The organism is Paraburkholderia tuberum STM678 (assembly GCF_902833905.1).
Taxonomy (GTDB): Bacteria; Pseudomonadota; Gammaproteobacteria; order Burkholderiales; family Burkholderiaceae; genus Paraburkholderia; species Paraburkholderia tuberum.
The window spans coordinates 42,395-60,353 of the sequence record NZ_CADFGP010000047.1 but is presented as its reverse complement, the minus strand read 5'-3'; the positions used below and the strand labels follow the sequence as shown (position 1 = coordinate 60,353).

The window sequence follows — 17,959 nt, the reverse complement described above, 5'->3', positions numbered from 1 at the left end:
CGCCTTCAGCTCCGGCGTCTCGTTGGGCAGCGCGATAAAGGTGCCGCTCGACTGCTCGCCCGCGATCACCTCGGCCGCCATCTGCGGATCAATCCCCGTTTCTAACCAGTAGCTGGCGTGGATGCGTTCGGTCACAATCGGGTCCTCGGTTTTCGTTGCTCGGCTACTCGTCGCAGTGCGCTGTACGCGTATGACATGCTGATGCTCACGTAATGCGCCGGATGCTTGCCGCGATCTCCTCGCGATCAAACACATTCTTCCAGTCGTCGCGCATCAGGCGCGGCTTGCCGAACTCGATTGCCTTGTTGCACGCATCGGAGAACGCGCCAGGAATCTCGTTGAAGATCACGGCACCAAGGATGTTCATGTGGCCGAGCAGGAAGTCGCGCGCAGCCTGTTCCGGTACCCCGCGCTTGACGGTCTCGTCCATTGCTTCGCGCATGACATAGAGCAACGTCGCGCAGATCGTCTCCGAAAGGCCGGGTTCCAGGATCGCCATCTGGTCCACCGTCAGACGGTACGAGCGCAGAATCGGCGCATAAATGACTTTCGCCACGGCTTCCCCGAGATCGAACGCCTCTTCCGGACCTTGCATTAGCGCACTGGTAATCGACTGCTTCGCATAAGCCCCGCCAAAGAAGTCGCGGCGCGCCTTGCTGTCGGATTCGTCATTGAAGATGAGCGGATGGCACGGGTGCGCCACAAAGTATGTGAGATCTTTGCGGTCCGGCAGATGGCCAGCAAAGGGCGCGGCAGCATCGAGCGTCATCACCATCGTGCCCGGGCGCAGCTTCGGTGAAATCTCGTGGCTCAGCTCGCCAATCAGCGTGTCCGGCACGGCGAGAATGACGACATCTGCGCCGTCCAGCGCCTCGTCCGCGGACACGCATTGCACACCGAGTTCATCCTTCAGGCGCTTTTGCCCCGCTGCGCCGGGCTCGACGTGTGACACACGATAGTCAGACTTCAACAGATTGCTCGACAGACGAACGCCCATCTTTCCGCCTGCACCAAACAGTGCGATTTTCACGTTCATTTCGATATCTCCATGTGAACGGTTGTGTGAAACGGGGACCATCAACTGACTACTTGCTATGCGAATGCGGCGCGAGGCTGGATGGCGCGACGCTGTCTGCAGCGCTCACTCGTGCGCCTGAGCCGATCGCGAACGCAAGCCCGGCCGACAGCAGCATGAATGCTCCAACGATGAACATCGGCGCCTGATACGACCCGGTCGCGTCCTTGACGACGCCGGTGATGTACGGCGCTACAAAGCCCGCCAGATTGCCGACGGTATTGATCAACGCAATCCCAGCCGCGGCGGCGGCGCCGGAAAGTGTGCGGGCCGGTAACGCCCAGAAGTTCGGCAGTGCCGAGAAAATCGCGCACGCAGTGATCGTAATCACGGCGACGCTGGCGGTCGGCGAGCGCATGTAGAGCGCGACTGGGATACTGGCCGCACCGATCAGCGCGGGAATGCCGATATGCCAGGCGCGCACGCCGCGCTTCGTCGCATCGCGGCTCCACAAAAACAGTGCGAGCGCGGCGGGCAGGTACGGGATCGCCGTGATCATGCCCTTCTGTAGCACATCGAAGTGCGTGCCAAAACGGGCCTCGAAGCCGCCAATAATCGTCGGCAGAAAGAACGCCAGCGCATATAAACCGTAGATGAGGCCGAAGTACATGAGGGCGAACATCCACACCCGAGCGCTCATCATCGCGGCGCCGGGACGCAGCGCATGCGGCGCGACCGAAACGGTCTTCGCGCGCTCCTCTTCGTCGAGCTTCGCGGTCAGCCAGTGTTGCTCGGCGGGCGTGAGCCATTTCGCCTGCGACGGCCGGTCCGCCAGGTAGAACCACGCGATCACGCCGATCAGGATTGCAGGAATCGCGACGCCGAAGAACATGACGCGCCACCCAGCGAGTCCGAACAGGCCGTGTGCGTTGATCAGCAACGCTGCCACCGGCGCGCCGATCACGATCGTCAACGGCTGCGCCAGGTAGAACAGCGCGAGGATGTGACTGCGGTAGCGCGCCGGCACCCACATGCTGAGGAACAGGATCGCGCCGGGGAAAAAGCCCGCTTCGGCCACGCCGAGCAGGAAGCGCAACGTGTACAGGCCGGGAATGCTGCTGACCCACGTGAACAGCAACGCGACGATGCCCCACGTCACCATGATCCGCGCGAGCCACCGGCGGGCGCCGAACTTATGCAGCGCAAGGTTGCTCGGGATTTCAAGGATGATGTAGCCGATGAAGAACACGCCCGCCGCGAGACCAAATTGGGCGGCGCTGAGGCCGAGATCCTCCGCCATACCGTTCGGGCCGGCGAACGAAATTGCCGTGCGGTCGAGAAAGTTGATGAAGAACATCAGCGCGACGAACGGCACGAGCCGCGTCGACACCTTTCGTATCGCCGATCGTTCGACCGGATCCACTTCTAAGGTTTGCATCTGGTGTCCCTCCTTCGTCGGCAGCGAGGCCTTTTGGGGTTGCACATCACTCATATGATGTACTGGTGTGATGAGTAGACCATGATGATTAAAATTTAGACACTGGGGTATTCACGGAGCGCGGGTTTTTAGGGGTTGGCGAAGCGCGCCCACGGCGCGTCGTGTGATGAATACGCGGATCGCCCGCCCGGCGCTGGCCGGCGTTGTGATTACTGGGAAGCGAAGCTGGGTGAAGTGCTGCCAGAGACAATCTCCAGGCAGCCAAACGGACGGAGTACGAGTTCGTCCGCCGGGTTCATCGTGCGAGAGGGCCGCGTGGAAGCGATCGTCTGTTCGTCGAGTCTGGTGACGCTCAATGGCCACGACGAAGGCAACCCGTTGGCGAACCGCACTCGTACCGTCCGGCACTCCGCCGTCAAATTTGCCATCACGAGACGCACGTTCCCGTCGCGGCTCGATGTGCCGAAACACGCGACTTCGCGCGCACGCACCGACTCGCAATGCAAGCGAGGCTCTCCCGCCATCCGCGCCAACGCGGCCGCGATAAGAAAGGCCGGATAGCGCGCAGGCCCGTTCGAAGAAGAATCGATCAGGCCGCGCGGACCCACGAACGCGCCCAAGGTCAGGCGTTCAAGCGCCACGCCGCCGAGCGCGGCCGCATAACCGGCCAACCACGCGGCGCCGAACAGGCCGCGCTGACGAGGGTCGTCGGCGGCCATTGCGATCCGTTCGCCGCGCGGATTGGGCATCACGCGCGAGCCATACGGGTTCTGTCGCATGCCGATCGATACCGGGCCAATCGCATAAGGCCGCGTGCCGATCAGCGCGCGGCACGAGCGTGTGATGTGAGGAAGGGTCTCCAGTGTTTCCATCACGCTGACGTCGTCGGCGGCGTGAACGATCGGACACGTGGCATGCGTCACCCAGTCCACCAGATCGAGAGGCGGACGCTTGCGGTTGAGTTCGGTGAAGTAGCTCAGCATGCCGCCGCCGAGCCGCACGCCGGGAAACACCCCACGCGCCTCGCGATACACCTCGTCGAGCGGCGGACAAAAAGGACTGACGCTGCCCGGCGGATTCGACTGCCGGTGCACTGATGGACTCACCATGACACCCGCGAGCACGAGCCGCGCTTCGTCGATCTGCGCCGCGACGGCCCGCAGTTCGAGACGAGGCGCATCGACACCCGGCAGCGCGCATTCGAGCACGACCGGGATGCCGCTGTCCCGTTGAAGTTGCGCGAAGCGAGCCAGATCAGCCACGCTGTGTCCCGCCGACGGATCGAAATGCAGCGTGAGTTGTTGCGGTGCGAGTTCAGCCAATAGGGGCAACGCTGACAGCACGGCGTCGGCTTCGTCGGGCGCGACCGCGACACCGAGCGCGAACATCGGCTCGCCGTTGCCTGCGCCGTTAACGTCGATATCGATTGTCGCGTTGTCGTTGCCGCGCGTTGCTAAACGCGGCGGTGCACCGTCGACGCTCAGACTGACCGATTGCTCCGTCGTCGTCCCCGCTTCGAGCAGGTATGGCCACGGCAATTCGAGCGGCCGTGAATAGGTTTTAAACGACGCGTCAGACCAGTTGCGCTGGTCTTCCATCTCGAACACATCGCCTTTGAGCGCGCAGCGGACCTTGAGTCCCGAAGCGAGCGTGTGCTCGATCGACCGGATGTCCTTGAACGGTTGCCACGGATCGATCAGCACCGGAAACGCTGAGTCTTCGATCGTGCCGTCTCCACGCTCGATGCGCGCCGGTGCGCCCGCCACGCCGTCGACTGGATGCAGCACGCAGAACCCGCAACGCGCGGTCAGAAATGCAGTCTGTGCGCTCGCGCGTGAGCGGAATGTGAGTCCATCGTTACTCGTCGCTTCGATTTCGACTGAGTAAGTCAGGCGATGCCCATCCGGATTCGCGATTTCAGCGGCGTACGCAAGGCGAAACCCGTCGGCGTGTTCGTCGATTTCAATACTGGACATCGCGGGACGACACGTGCCCCAGTCGCGATCACGCACCACGTAGGCAATCGCCCGGATCACTTCGACGCCCTCAAAGCGCACATCGCGCAATGCGCCATCGATCAGCACGGCCGACCACGCGCCCGCGCTCAGCGTTCGCCCGCGCGATTCTTCCTGACGTGTGCCGTAGTAGATCTGCGCGAGGTCGGCGTTCATTCGTTCACCGCATCCGCAGTGCTCATTGCTTGCGCCGAAGTCCGCCCGGCTAGCGCGTCGATATCGAGCGCCACCGTGCGCTTCTCAAGCGCGGACAGATAGGTCGCTTCGACCAGCGCAAGCGTGTGCAGGTTGTCGCGTCCGCTCGTCGCCGGTTCAATGCCGTCACGCAGACGCGCGATCCAATGCCGCTGGATGTTCAGCACGCTGCCTTGTATCGCTTCCCATGGCGCAGACGCCCACTTTAACGACTCCGGCGCCACAGTTTCGTTAAGCGTGCCGTCGCGCGTATGAATGGTCAGCCGGTAGTCTGCGCCGAGACGCAACGTGCCGTTCGCGCCGTCTACTTCGATCAACGTCTGCGGAAACAGCTCGTTTGGAAGTCGCGACGCGTAGCTGCAATCCACCACGCTCGTCGCGCCCGATTCATGGCCCAGCAGGATGGTCGCGACATCCTCTCCGGCAATCGACGGATTCACGCGCGAAATCGTTGCGCTCAAATGGGCCACATTGCCGAACAGAAACCGCGCGATGTCGAGAATATGAATGCCCAGGTCTTCGACGATAAACCGCTCGCCATGCGCGAGATACGGTTGGCCGCTGAACACGTCGAAAGCCGAGCGAAACGACACGCGCCCCCAGAACGGCGTGCCGATCGCACCCTCTCGCAATGCACGACCAACGGCCTGGATCGCCGTCTGCCAGCGAAAATTCTCATGCACCATCAGCAGCACGCCAGCGTCGCGGCACGCGGCGACCATCGCTTGAGCGTCTGCCAGCGTCGGTGCGAAAGGCTTCTGGCAGATGACCGCGACGCCCGCGCCCGCAGCCAGTTCGACCAGAGGACGATGGCTCGCCACCGTGGTCGCGATATCGACGAAATCCAGTTGTTCGTCGCGCAGCATCGCGGCGGCATCGGTGTACAGGAGGTCGATGCCGAACTCGCGCCCGGTCGCGTCGAGCCGCTCGCGGTTCGCATCGCACAGCGCGACGATCTGAACGCCGTCGATCTCGTGCCACGCATGCAGATGATTGCGCGAGAAAAACCCGCAGCCGATCAGACCGCCTCTAAAGACCTTTTCCTGAGCGATAGATGTCGTCATCATTCACGCTCCCGTGGCCGCTTGCTTCTGCAATGCAAAGCGCTGCTGAACGCGGCGTTGGATCTGGTCGACCACCACCGCCGCGACGATCACGACGCCTTTGATCACCGTCTGCCAGAACGAACTGACACCCATCATCACGAGTCCGTCCGACAGAATGCCGATCACGAATGCACCGATGATCGTGCCACCGATCTTGCCGCGGCCGCCCGACATCGATGTTCCGCCCAACACCGCCGCAGCGATCGCGTTGAGTTCGAAGGTCTCGCCGCTCAACGGGTGCGACGCAACTAGTTCCGATGAAATAATCAGCCCGACGATCGCCGCGCAGAAACCCGAAAACATGTAGACGAACATCTTCACGCGATTGACTCGCACGCCGGACAGTTGCGCCGCGCGCTCGTTGCTGCCGATCGCATAAATTTGCCGGCCGAGTGGCGTGCGCGCGGCGATATAGGCGGCCACCACGCCGACGAGGGCAAGCAGCCACACCGTCAGCGGAATACCGAGAATCGATGCGCTGCCGAGGATCGGAAAGCCTGTCGTGCCGAAATCCGGATTGCCGGTGAGGTTCGGGAAGGTCTCGCCGCCCGACGACAACAACGCGGCACCGCGTGCGATATACAGCGTGCCGAGCGTCGCGATGAACGGCGCGACGTTCAGGCGCGTAATCAGCAGGCCGTTCAACGCGCCGACCGCCACGCCCGACAATAGCGCCACGCCGATCACTTCGGGCACGCTCAGATAAAGCGTGTAGTTGCTGCCGACCGGGATGCCGTTCAGGATCAGCCCGCCGGCGACCATGCCCGACAGCCCGACAATCGACCCCACCGACAGATCGATCCCGCCCGCCACGATCACGAAGGTCATGCCGATCGCGAGAAACGCATTGAGCGCAACGTGCCGCGACATGATGAGCATGTTCTCGATGCTGAGAAAGTTGTGCGCGGCAAACGAGAAAAAGATCACGACGGCAAAGAGCGCGATAAACGTCCGCAGTTTCAGCAACAACAAAAGCGGCGCCTCGCTGAAGCTCGCGCCGGGAGCAGCGCGATTGATTGCTGTGGTCATCGGAAAGTCTCCAGTAGTCGTGTGACGGCCGCGTCTGAACGTTGCATGAACGGTCGCAGCCGCTGCAAGTGAAATGTCAGGCGGCAGCGCGTTCGTCGGTTGGCGAGTGCTCGACCCGATGCCCGATCGCCGACGCCGCCACGAGCGCGTCCTGCGTCGCATCCGCCGCGTCGAACTCAGCCGTGACGCGGCCATTCGACATCACCAGAATGCGGTCTGACAGCGCCATCACCTCTTCGAGATCGGACGTGACGAACAGAATGCCGAGTCCTTTAACCGCCAGATCGCGCATCACCTTGAAAATGTCCGCTTTCGCGCCGACGTCGATGCCTCGGCTCGGTTCGTCCATCAGCAGCACTTTTGGCGCGGTCATCACCGCGCGCGCGATGATCACCTTTTGCTGGTTGCCGCCCGATAGCGAACTGACTGGCAGACGCCAGTCAGCGACCTTGATTGCGAGATCGCGGATATAGCTCGTGATCGAGCCTTGCTCGCGTTGCGTCTGAATGTGAAAGCCGCGCGCGAAGTCGGCGAGGCTTGACAGCGTCATGTTGCTGCCGATCGACAGGATCGGCAGCAATGCATCGGCCTTGCGGTCTTCCGGAATGAGCGCTAAGCCAGCGGCGACGCGCTTCGCAATCGGCTTGTCGTTCAGCGATTTGCCGTCGAGCATGATGTCGCCCGTCGCGTGAGGATGGCAGCCCAGAATGCACTCGAACAGTTCCGAACGCCCCGCTCCCATCAAACCGTATATGCCGACGATCTCGCCCGCATGCAGCGACAGCGACACGTGATCGACCAGCAGACCCGCACCCTTGTGCGGCAGCGATACGTCACGCACCGTCAGCACTTCGCCGCCGCGTTCGTGGCCGACCGGACGCGAGAAATCCTTGGTGTCACGGCCCACCATCTGACGCACGATCCACGGCACGTCCACCTGCGCCATCGGCTGATGCCCGGTGATGCGGCCGTCACGCAACACGGTAATGTAGTCGCCGATGCGGATCAGTTCTTCGAGCCGGTGCGAGATATAGACAATCGCCACGCCTTGCGACTTCAGATCGGCGATCACCTGAAACAGCACGTCGACTTCCGCCGCGCTGAGCGCCGAAGTCGGCTCGTCGAGAATCAGGATGCGCGCGTCGTGCGCCAGCGCCTTGGCGATTTCCACCAGTTGCTGCTGGCCGATCCGCAAGTCTTCGACGAGCGTGTCGGGACTCACGTCGAGTTCGAGCCGCTTGAGCAGTTCGCACACCTTGCGGCACTGCGCATCCGCGTCGATATCGATACCGCCACGTGTGATTTCATGCGCGATGAACACGTTCTCCGCGATCGTCAGATTCGGAAACAGGTTCAGTTCCTGAAACACGATGCCGATGCCATGCCGTAGCGCCTGCGCGCTGCTGGCCAGTTCGATCGGCGTGCCGTCGAGTATCAGGCGCCCCGTGCTTGGCTGTTCGGCCCCCGCAATGATCTTCATCAGCGTGGACTTGCCCGCGCCGTTTTCGCCGACCAGCACGTTGACCGCGCCGCGTCGCACACCGAAGTTGACTTCCTTCAACGCGACAGTGCCGGGGTAAACCTTGGTGACTGCTTCGACGTGGAGAATCACGTCGTCATCAAGCGACGGTGCATTCATCACTTCGCTCCGAGGGCAGCGGCGAGCGGCACCACTTCCGGCTGCTCGCTCGAACTGTCGTATGAGAACGCGCCCGTCACGCTCACCATTTGACCTTTCAGGTCTTTGCGCGGCAACGGCTTCATCACATGGGTGGCCGCGTAGGCGTTGAGGGCTGTGCCGAAGCGGGCGTATTCGATCTGATTGCGAAAATCCGCGAATGAGATGAAATCCAGCGAGTCGCGCAAGGTCGTGCCGAGCACGGTGGGTCCGATATCGACGATCACGTCAGCGATGCCGTCGCCCTTCGTATCGATGCCGATCGTGCCCTGGCTCGATTCGGTATCGACCGAGACTATCTTGCCGTGCAGCCGGGTCGGGAAAATCCACGGCGCACTTTCGTCCTTGCCGCGATAGCCGTATTTCTTGCCTGCTGCGTCGGGATCGGCCTTGATCGCGTCGAGCAGCACGCCGATGTCGGTTGCACGCTTTTCGACGTCGGGCACGACCTTGCTGCTCCACATCGACGCGACCATCGCGTTCGGGTCATAGTTCGTCGACGAATACGCATCGCGCGAGCCTTTCGACGCTTGCGCGTCGTTCTTGACGAGTTTGCAGCCGGCCAGCGCGACACTCGCGACCAGCACCACGGCCGCATAAACCATAGCTCTCATGTATTACCTCCATCAACAGCGGATGAGGAACCGGGGACCGCGCGTCCCCGGGCACACAGCTTTAGCGCAGCGCGAACATGTCGAGCTTGCCGGCGTTCGCCTTCGTGATCAGCGAGCAGTTGATCAGCTGCTTTTCGGGCTTGCCGGTCGAACCGGTCTTCAGATACTTGTCGGCCTGTTCGACGGCTTGCGTCGCCGCAAGCGCAGCGGGTTGCAGCACTGTCGCGCGGATGTCGTTACGCACAATCGCATCGCGCACGTCGTTGCTGCCGTCAAAACCCACCACGATGACATCGCTGCGTTTGGCGGCCTTCAACGCGGCCGATGCACCCATCGCCATGGTGTCGTTGCCGGCAATCACGCCTTTGATATCGGGGTGGCTCTGCAGGATCGTCTCCGTTACCCGATACGCCTCTGTCTGACTCCAGTTGGCCGATTGCCGCTCGACCATCTTCATGCCCGGAAACTGGTCGATCACGTCGTGATAGCCCTTCGACCGGATGCCCGCGTTGATATCGGCTTCACGTCCCACCAGTTCGACGTAGTTGCCCTTTTCACCGAGCGCCTTGACGAACGCGCGGCCGCCAAGCTGTGCGCCCTGATAGTTATTGGAAACGATCTGCGACACGGCGATACCCGTCGCGTTGATTTCGCGGTCGATCAGGAACGACGGAATGCCGGCGTCCTTCGCCTTGCGTACGGCGGCGATCGATGCCTCGGAGCCGGCGTTGTCGAGAATGATTGCCTTCGCGCCGCGTGCGATGGCGGTGTCGACGAGATTTGATTGCTTGCTCGCATCGTCGTCGTGAACCAGAACGATGGTGTCATAGCCAAGCGACTTCGCCCGCGCATTGGCGGTGTCGGCTTCTGCCTTGAAGAAGGGATTGTCATGCGAAGGGGTGATGATGGCGATCAGGTTGGCCGCCTGGGCGGCGCCTGCTACAGCGAACAAGCTCAGCGTGGCCGCGGCAATCGCGACCCAGCGTTTCGAACGGTTCATCTTTGTCTCCTGGTTGGACGTCTGGGCGAAGCAAACAAACCAGCGGACGGCGGTTTTAAAGGTGATCACTTATGCCGTGATGATGTCATCATACCAACGCGACGGCCGTTGAAAACGGGTATTTCGCCAGGGTTTTCGATAACACGCGGAACTAGAGCCGCGCCCGGGATAGCCGAAGGCGCGGGACCGGGCATGCAAGTTTCCACGCGCGTGGCTCACGGCTTTCTAGGTCCGCCGATATGCCCGGCGCCCCGCCCACATGTGGAAGTAAGAGAAAACTTCGAGCAATCGACGAGTGGTGATCAAACATCCCAAACGCGGCGCCGGAATGTTGGTCCGGAGATATAAGACGCATTGGTGGGTCCACTTGGGCCCGCCAACTCAACACGACCGCGCGCCATTGCGTTCTGGGGTAATCGTCCTTTTCGTGCAAAATCTGGCGCTCGTCTCCCGGAGAGCCGTGACCAGTAAGGCTTTCCGTTTCCGCGTTCGTTACGCCAAACTCGATCTTGCAAGCCATTGAAAAGTCATGGCATTTCAAAACAAAGCGCCAGATTTTGCACGAAAAGGACGATTACCCCGTGCCGGGCGTTGGCGAGTTCATGGTGAAAGGCCTCCAACTCTTCACCCGGCTTTTCTTCTTCAAAGTCGGCGTCGTTCATCGCGAGCGACTGACGCCGGCCGTGCGCCGGGCTTACCTCGCTCCGCACCCGACCTGGGAGAGCCGAACCGGTGTTCTCGTTTTTCCGCGCCAGATACCTACAGGACCTGACGGCCCGGTGGCTGACATGATGGGTCGAATCGAGCACGGGCTCGAGCGCCACTTCCGCGGCCGCCCGGTGCGGATCATGTGGGCGATGCGCGACCTTGCGTTCTCGCCCGAGACGCTCGAGGGCATGTGGCTGCAGACCTTTCCGGACGCTGAAGTGACTCGCATCGAGGACGCAGGCCATTTTCTTCAAGAGGATGCGCACGAAGCGATCGTGCCCGAGCTGCTTCGGTTCCTGGCGGCGTTGCCCGACCGCCTGGCGGCGAAGACCTCGGTACGAACCGGGTGAGCCGAGATTCTCCCGAAACGGGGACCTCTATCCGTACATTCTTTGCCGCGAGCGCTACGGCAGCGATGTTTTTGTGTCGGCGTCGACACAGTTTCATCAGCCAGGAATCAGCCATCTCGGGTTTGGTCGCTGCCATGCGGATAACGGCGCGGGCGCCGTGAATCAGAAGTGTTCGTAATGCCGCATCGCCGCGCTTGCTGATGCCCAGCAGGCGCGGCGTGCCTCCGGAGGAATGCTGGCGCGGGACCAGGCCCAGCCACGCAGCGAGTTCCCGGCCGCTGCAAAAGGCTCGCGCGCTTCCAATCGAGGCTGCCAGGGCCGATGCGGTGGACGGCGACAATCAGCAAGTCCGGCCGCTCCTTTGCCGCGGACGTCACGACTTCTCCACTTTGGCATAAATCTCTCGCCGCTTAGCGGGAGTCGTCCATCACATCAGAGCCTGGGCGGGCAGGATCCCTGACCGGGGAGGCGCCGGTCCGGGACGCCTGGCAGTTTTCGATATGCGACACCTCCAGCAGTACCCGCTCACGATCATAGGAAAGTGAAGCAGGCACGCCCGATCGACTTAAATGGTCGAACAGGTGAAACTTGATGCAGACGATGGATCGCCGGAACCGCTATAGCGCGGGTAAGCCGGATAACGGCACAGCGGCCATGTTTCAGTCGTGGTCCCTGCGCTGCCAGACGAATTGACCAAGTCACCCGGCGCCGCGCCGTTGTCTTCCCAGGTTTCGAAGGCCGACATCAGATCCGCTCCACGCGGTGTCCCGTTCGCTGTCACTCCGCCGTGAGTTACTCCAGGGAAAACATAGAAGCGCACGAACTTATCAACCGTAGCCTGCCCCATCTTGGCAACGAGACGTTGATAATATGCAGCCGTCTCGGCTGGCGCGACCTCCGAGGCTCCGCCAGCATAGATGATGAGCTTCCCGCCGCGCTGCATGAACGCTGAGAGATCGCTCTTGGTCGAATCAAACACTGATGAGACATATTGCAGTCGCGCAGCATTGGAAGTGTCGTTCCAGTCCCAGACGCGAGGATCAGCTTGAGCATTCTGAACGAACATATACCGAACGGCTTCGTTGGCCAGGTAGTACAAAAGCGCATCGGTTTTCAGGTTCGGTTCAGGTGCCGACGGGACGGGCGCGGTTCCAAGGTATGTCGACCTGAAATAACCGCCAGAACTGAAAAGCTCGTTACCCCAAGGCTTCCCGGCGATCGTCGTGATGCCATTTGCAAGCGCATAAGGCAGCGTCAGGTTAGCACGTGCATTGTTCACCGCTGTGATCTGAGCGTCTGACAGGCAGGTGTCTCCGGCATCGACTCCGTTAGGGCAGCGCAGCGGCGCAATGTCGGGCTTACAGGCAAACCCGTTCGCGATCAACCCGTCCTTCAAGCCGTCTAGTTCATCGCAAGCGTTCAGCACATACTGTCCAAGGACATTTTGCTTGTTCGCATCGAGCCAACCAGCGCCGTTGTTAGCAAAAAATCCTTTCGTCACGCTGAGGTGAGATATGAACTGCAATGTCAGGTTTTGGACCGGATCTCCGACGATGATGCCGTCGTAATCGTTTGGATAAGTCTGAGCGACTTCGAGCCCTTCTCTTCCTCCTTCCGAAAATCCAATGAAGTAAGTCTTGGAAGGTGCTTTCGCATACCGATCGGTGATGATCTGCGTCGCGACGTCTTTGACCTTTTTCAACGCCGCAGATCCGTAATCGAGGAACGCTTCGTTGTTCAATGCAAACGACGCATCGGAGCCACCTGAGTGACCCGAATCGCTTGAGTACGTCGCATAGCCTTTTTGCGGGAATGCAGCGGCCGCAGTTGGAGTTGCCCAATTCGGGCCCGTCACTGGACTGATCACCCCATCGAAGCCACCTCCCCCGCCTTGGATTGCCTTTCCGTTCCAAGTGGTGGGAAGGGTCAGGGCGAAGTTGATGCTATAGCCGCCTTGGCTTGGCGCGATCGCGCCGCTAACCGTGCAGTTCTCAGGGTTCGTCGATGTCGCAGCGACCGTCTTGGCGTTCAGCGTCACACCGTTGATTTTCAGTGCACCGACCTGATCACAGGACAGCGGTGCGGCAGCGGTCGTGAGGGGAGGGTTGGAGTTGTCATCGTGTCCACCGCATGCGCCTAGCACGAAAGCTAAACCCAAAAACATAACCCGAGAGGGAATGTGAGAGCATTTCATCAATCATCTCCGCATTTTAATTAGGTCTGCATATCAGAATACTGACGATCTGGTTATGGTCGTTTCGCTCCTTTTCCAGCTATGTCTTGTTCAATGTAAGAAGGGCAGACGTTCGTCCGCTATTTAGCGGGAGCACTGGCGGCGCCTGCTCCAGATGCCTGGGATCGGCGTTCGGCGCGCTGAATGTTTTGCGGATAGCCGGCCTCGCCGTCTGCCGGATCGAAACCATTCTTCTGCAGCTGCTTGATCTCCGCTTTATTCTTGGCCCGCGCTTGCTTTCGCGCCTGCTTTTGCGCCTGCTTTTGGGCTTGTTTTGTGGAAGCAGGAGAGCTCGCGCTGATTGCGTCTTGTGCTGAAGCGCCCGAACTAGTCAGACAGACGACCGTACCGATCATGATGGCGGTGAAGATGGCCCTGATTCTCATGTGCTTTGCTCCATACGTAGACGTTTGTTGAGTGCCTGTTTTGCGGCGATTGCTGACTCGTCCAAGCGTGAGATTCGCTTAATCTCTTCCATAAGTGCGCGAGCTGCGGGGGACGGATTTGAGCTTTTGCGCCGCAAGAGTCCGATCCACCGTTCAGTCTCGGCTAGCCCGATATGCAGCTTGACGACATCGCCCTGTGTTATTTCGTGGTCCAACTGCCGGTCGGACACCGCTGCAATCGCGTCACTTCCCAACAGCAGCCCTCGGATGATCGCCAGATCGGCGGTTTCGACCGTAGGAGACGGTGCAACCAGGTTTCGCTGATGGAACGCCGCGTCGACCAATTTCCTCGCTGGCGAGTCGCCTCGTGGAAGGATCCACCGAAACCGGAACAGATCTGACAGGTCGAGCGCGTCATGACACGCCAGTGGATGATCGCTTCGCACCATTAGCGACATTCTTTCCTTAAACAGACCCTCCGCGTGCATATCCTCATCAGGCACGTCCCGCAGCGCGCCGAGAATGAAGTCGACGTCTCCCATCCGGAGCGACGTCGCAAGGCTTCTGTAGCAACTCTCGTCAGTCGTTACGCGGATGCCTGGGTGCTTCTCGAGCAAAGCCGCAATCGCACCGGGCAGGATGCTGGAACGTCCTAACGGTAAGGCGCCGACTACGACGTGACCACGCAGCGCTCCTCTATACGCGGAAATATCGTCGCGAATCTTCTTGAGTTCGTTCAGCGCTTGCGCGCAATGATGTGTGAGAGCCCGCCCCTCCCTTGTAGGAGAAAGTCCGTGGGCGCTTCGCTCAAAAAGCTTGTACCCGGTCCCAGCTTGCAATACGGCCATCGCCGCGCTTACTGCCGGTTGTGTGATGCCGAGCGCCCGCGCGGCAGTGGGCATGTGACGCGTCTTTTCAAGCAGCACCAGCGCCTCAAGACGACGAGCGTTGAGCAGACATGCGGGTACAAGTGCGCGTTCACCAGACGTCGTCTTTTTCGACTTTTGACCCGCGCACTCGGAGATCGCATTTTCGAGGTGGCGTATCACCCTTTCCGCGCGAGCGAGTACGCACTTTCCTATGGCGGTTAGTCGCATCCCAGTCGACGATCGCTCAAATAGCTCCCCATTCAGTTGCTGCTCCAGACCTTTGATGGATCGTGTCATAGCCGACTGCGCCCGAAACATCATTCGCGATGCTTGAGAAACGCCCCCGGTTGCAGAGACCGAGACAAATACCTGCAGATATCTGAGATTGACGTCCAACGCGTCAGCATCGTTCGACGTGCCCAGAAACGCCTCCGGGGGAGGCCCGGACACGTGCGGCGAGGGAAAAAGGCAGTCAGGGAAGGCGGCGGCCATCGCGATCTCGTAGAGGATTCACAGGTAGGCCTGCAAGCAGGCCCACGAAAGAACGGGCGGGTCGATCTCAGCTAGTTAAGAACCTGAGGTGTGAGTGGGTCGCTCCGTTGACGCGATCTTTGGTATCGACCTACGGTTCCCTTGAGGAACAGGAATGCAACGACCGCGATGAAGCATGGAAGAGAGACGAGCTGCAGGAGGGCTGACAACGAAACGCCCGATGCCAGGAGAATCCCGCCACACATCGCGCCCACGATTGAACCGACTCGGGCAAAGCCATTCGTCCAGCCGATGCCAGTCGCCCGAATCTGACCGGGATAGATGAAACTTGCGAGGATACTCGTACCGGTCACGCAGGCGCCGCAGCTGGCACCGAGGAAGAAGATCGTCACGCCGGCGAATGCGACTTCCTCAGTCACCCGGCCAATGATGATGAAGCATATCGCTGCGATGAAAGCAGTCACGGCCATGCAAAGGTAGCGATTGATCCTGTCCATCAGATATCCGATGCTAAGGCTACCGACCGGTGATCCGACCAAGAACAGGCCGAGCAGGATCGATGTCTCGCTCATTGTGTAGTGCGTGGTACGGAACAAGACGGGAAGCCAGTTCGTGAGGAAGTACACGACCAGCAGCATGCAAAAGGCGGCGATCCAGAGCAGTACCGTAGAGACGCCCAGACCGTTGCCCACCAGGTCGCGCAGCGTGCCTGAGTTCTCAGAGGTCCGACCGACCGAGAGTTGCAGATTCGATTGGCTGAAGTCCGGAGCAATCCGGGCCAAGATCCGGCGCGCTCTGGCATCGTTTCCAGGCCTCACCAGCAAAAAGCGGATCGATTCCGGAACCCAGACTGCAACAACGATGGCCACCAGAAGCGGTAATGCTCCCCCAACGACGAACATCGACGTCCATCCGAACGCTGGAATGAGCTTCGCCGCCGCAAATCCAGCGACCGCCCCCCCGACGGGGATGCCACATCCGAGCCAAGCGATTTGCGACGCACGGAGACGGGTCGGCGAAAGTTCCGCCACGAGCGCCATCGCGCTCGGTCCGGCTCCGCCGAGCCCGACGCCGGCCGCGAAGCGCAGCACGATAAGCCAGGTCAACGTGTTTGCTGCCGCCGTCGCGAGAGTGAATCCGCCGAAAATCAATATCGAGGCGACAAGCACAGGCTTACGACCGAACTTATCGGCGAGCGGACCGCACAGAAACGCACCAACGGTCAGACCTGCGAGGCCCGCCGAGAATAGCGGCCCTAGCTGTCCCGGAGTGATGCCCAGAACCTTGATAAGCACTGGAGCGACGTAGGCGATCATCACAGCATCAAATCCGTCGAGCAGCAACACGATGACGCAACAAGCGACCACGGAAATCTGATAGAACGACAGCTCGTGCGAGTCGATGATGTCTTGCACATTACGCGAGCTTGCGGTGCTCGTACCCGGATTACCTGGGCCAAGCGGGTTCTCGACAGCTTTGATCATTTGCCTCTCCAGTAGCCTAGTGCTTCATTTAGAACAGGTGCTGTATGCCCGCTTCTACGCTCCGAATGTTTTGCCCTTTGGCTGGCAATCCTTTCGCGTTGTAGATCGTCTCGCTGGGCCAAAGGCCATAGGCTGTCTGGCTGCCGTTATGCATCTGTGCGAACGACGTGAACAGCGTGGTCCGTTTAGAAATCGGGTAGAAGTAGCCGACGGCGAAGACACCTGCCTTGGTGCCATCCGCATTTACCGTGTGAGTCGAGGAATACGACGTGACGAACTTCGAGGTACCCACGGGCACCGTCGCACCGACCATGTACCCCTTGAGCGTGTTGAAGCCTTGCAGCTGGTTCTGAAGCAAATAACCACTCAGCTTGAACCAGGGAAAGGTGTATGCCGCACCCAGTGTGATCGTCGTGTTAGACCGAGCAGTAGCATCTGTGCCAAGCGAAGACGTATTGACCCAGCTCCGTTCAAAGCTGGCCCCGACGTACAAGGGCTTCTTGTTGTATTCGATGGACCCGGAGTACATCTGACCGATCTGGCTTTGCGGTCCCGTGTTCTCGCTGGGTGCGAACATCGCCCTGGCGGTGATCGCGTCAAGGAACGTCGGAGAAATGTATGCGATCGCGTTGTTCTGGGTCGAAATGAAGCCGCGATAGCTATTGCGCGGCGGGACCTGTTGGAGGAGGTTGTAGATAGCACCATTATTGGCGCGCAGGTAGGGGTCGACCGCGTAGGAGATCCACAACGCGGGGGTGTAGATACTGCCGAGTTCCAACGTACCCAGGGTACTGCTTGACAGGCCCACGTATGCTTCACGCGGGAAGAGCGTGCCGGGCACCGTCAGCGCGCCGTTCGCAAGGCTGAACCAACTTTCGAGTTTGAAAATCGCCTTTGCTCCGCCACCCAGGTCTTCCGATCCGGTGAAGCCGAAGAAAGACGTTTCGTTGGTCATGTAGGTGGCTGATTGAGCGGGGCTGGTCGCCGTTGAAGAGAAGTGCGTGAAGTCGACGGCGCCTCGTACCAGGCCGTAAAGCGTTACGCTACTTTGTGCCTGAACCTGCCCCGCCATTCCCATGCTCAAGACAGCCGACACCGCCAGTACTGCCCGACGCTTCTTCATTTAGATCTCCTCCATAACCTTTTCATTAGAGTTCGTTCCGCAGTTCGATCCCTGAACACAGCCGGTTCAAGTCGCTGGACGCATCCATCCGTGAGGCGGCGCCCCTTTAAATGTGTGCAAGCAAAGCGTCGCTCCGAACGTATGCATACATTACCACCAGTTTTAACTGGTTATTACGCTGGTTTGTACCTATAAATCGCGCTATATGCACACATTCCCAAGGC

14 protein-coding genes and 2 pseudogenes are annotated in these 17,959 nt (G+C 60.3%); 1 reads left to right on the top strand and 15 read right to left on the bottom strand.

Features of this window, described 5'->3' with window-relative positions; genetic code table 11:
* The 9 genes and pseudogenes from HWY30_RS41970 to HWY30_RS30875 all read right to left on the bottom strand — a co-directional run.
* Window positions 1–135, bottom strand: a pseudogene (locus HWY30_RS41970) (ribulose 1,5-bisphosphate carboxylase); the annotation flags it as partial.
* 70 nt (window positions 136–205) lie between these two features.
* A complete protein-coding gene (locus HWY30_RS30910) occupies window positions 206–1,036 on the bottom strand; it encodes a phosphogluconate dehydrogenase C-terminal domain-containing protein (protein WP_090811996.1) in 831 nt (276 codons plus the stop codon).
* Between the two features lie 49 nt (window positions 1,037–1,085).
* Entirely contained in the window at window positions 1,086–2,453 is a 1,368-nt protein-coding gene (locus HWY30_RS30905; RefSeq protein WP_090812576.1) for an MFS transporter, read from the bottom strand.
* A 209-nt stretch (window positions 2,454–2,662) separates the two neighbouring features.
* The gene (apnL, locus tag HWY30_RS30900) at window positions 2,663–4,624 is read right to left on the bottom strand and encodes a D-apionate lactonase (RefSeq protein WP_090811997.1); all 1,962 of its coding nucleotides are present in this window, start codon (window positions 4,622–4,624) and stop codon (window positions 2,663–2,665) included.
* Entirely contained in the window at window positions 4,621–5,730 is a 1,110-nt protein-coding gene (locus HWY30_RS30895; RefSeq protein WP_208524337.1) for a Gfo/Idh/MocA family protein, read from the bottom strand. Before HWY30_RS30895 ends, apnL begins: the two co-directional genes overlap by 4 nt.
* Window positions 5,731–6,798, bottom strand: a complete 1,068-nt coding sequence (locus HWY30_RS30890; RefSeq protein ID WP_090811999.1) for an ABC transporter permease — start codon at window positions 6,796–6,798, stop codon at window positions 5,731–5,733.
* 76 nt (window positions 6,799–6,874) lie between these two features.
* Complete coding sequence (locus HWY30_RS30885) at window positions 6,875–8,437, bottom strand: sugar ABC transporter ATP-binding protein (RefSeq protein ID WP_090812000.1); 1,563 nt, start codon at window positions 8,435–8,437, stop codon at window positions 6,875–6,877.
* On the bottom strand, window positions 8,437–9,090 hold the full coding sequence (locus tag HWY30_RS30880; RefSeq protein WP_090812002.1) for a DUF2291 family protein: 654 nt from the start codon (window positions 9,088–9,090) through the stop codon (window positions 8,437–8,439). The genes HWY30_RS30885 and HWY30_RS30880 overlap by 1 nt, the downstream gene beginning before the upstream one ends.
* A 61-nt stretch (window positions 9,091–9,151) precedes the next feature.
* Entirely contained in the window at window positions 9,152–10,090 is a 939-nt protein-coding gene (locus HWY30_RS30875; RefSeq protein WP_090812004.1) for a D-ribose ABC transporter substrate-binding protein, read from the bottom strand.
* Window positions 10,091–10,599: 509 nt separating this feature from the next.
* On the opposite strand from HWY30_RS30875, the gene HWY30_RS30870 reads away from it, so the two are divergent.
* Window positions 10,600–11,148 carry a hypothetical protein gene (locus HWY30_RS30870; protein WP_167368815.1) on the top strand — a complete coding sequence of 183 codons (549 nt, stop codon included), beginning with the start codon at window positions 10,600–10,602 and terminating at the stop codon, window positions 11,146–11,148.
* 28 nt (window positions 11,149–11,176) lie between these two features.
* Here the strand turns inward: HWY30_RS30870 and HWY30_RS30865 are convergent.
* The 6 genes and pseudogenes from HWY30_RS30865 to HWY30_RS30840 all read right to left on the bottom strand — a co-directional run.
* Window positions 11,177–11,488, bottom strand: a pseudogene (locus tag HWY30_RS30865) (transposase); the annotation flags it as partial.
* Between the two features lie 225 nt (window positions 11,489–11,713).
* Window positions 11,714–13,342 carry a tannase/feruloyl esterase family alpha/beta hydrolase gene (locus HWY30_RS30860; RefSeq protein WP_090812008.1) on the bottom strand — a complete coding sequence of 543 codons (1,629 nt, stop codon included), beginning with the start codon at window positions 13,340–13,342 and terminating at the stop codon, window positions 11,714–11,716.
* Between the two features lie 119 nt (window positions 13,343–13,461).
* Window positions 13,462–13,767 (bottom strand): DUF4148 domain-containing protein, encoded by a 306-nt coding sequence (locus HWY30_RS30855; protein WP_090812010.1) that lies wholly within the window; start codon window positions 13,765–13,767, stop codon window positions 13,462–13,464.
* A complete protein-coding gene (locus tag HWY30_RS30850; protein ID WP_090812012.1) occupies window positions 13,764–15,128 on the bottom strand; it encodes a LysR family transcriptional regulator in 1,365 nt (454 codons plus the stop codon). The genes HWY30_RS30855 and HWY30_RS30850 overlap by 4 nt, the downstream gene beginning before the upstream one ends.
* A 71-nt stretch (window positions 15,129–15,199) precedes the next feature.
* A complete protein-coding gene (locus tag HWY30_RS30845) occupies window positions 15,200–16,612 on the bottom strand; it encodes an MFS transporter (RefSeq protein WP_090812013.1) in 1,413 nt (470 codons plus the stop codon).
* Between the two features lie 28 nt (window positions 16,613–16,640).
* Window positions 16,641–17,735 (bottom strand): porin, encoded by a 1,095-nt coding sequence (locus HWY30_RS30840; protein ID WP_090812015.1) that lies wholly within the window; start codon window positions 17,733–17,735, stop codon window positions 16,641–16,643.
* Window positions 17,736–17,959: the final 224 nt, after the last annotated feature.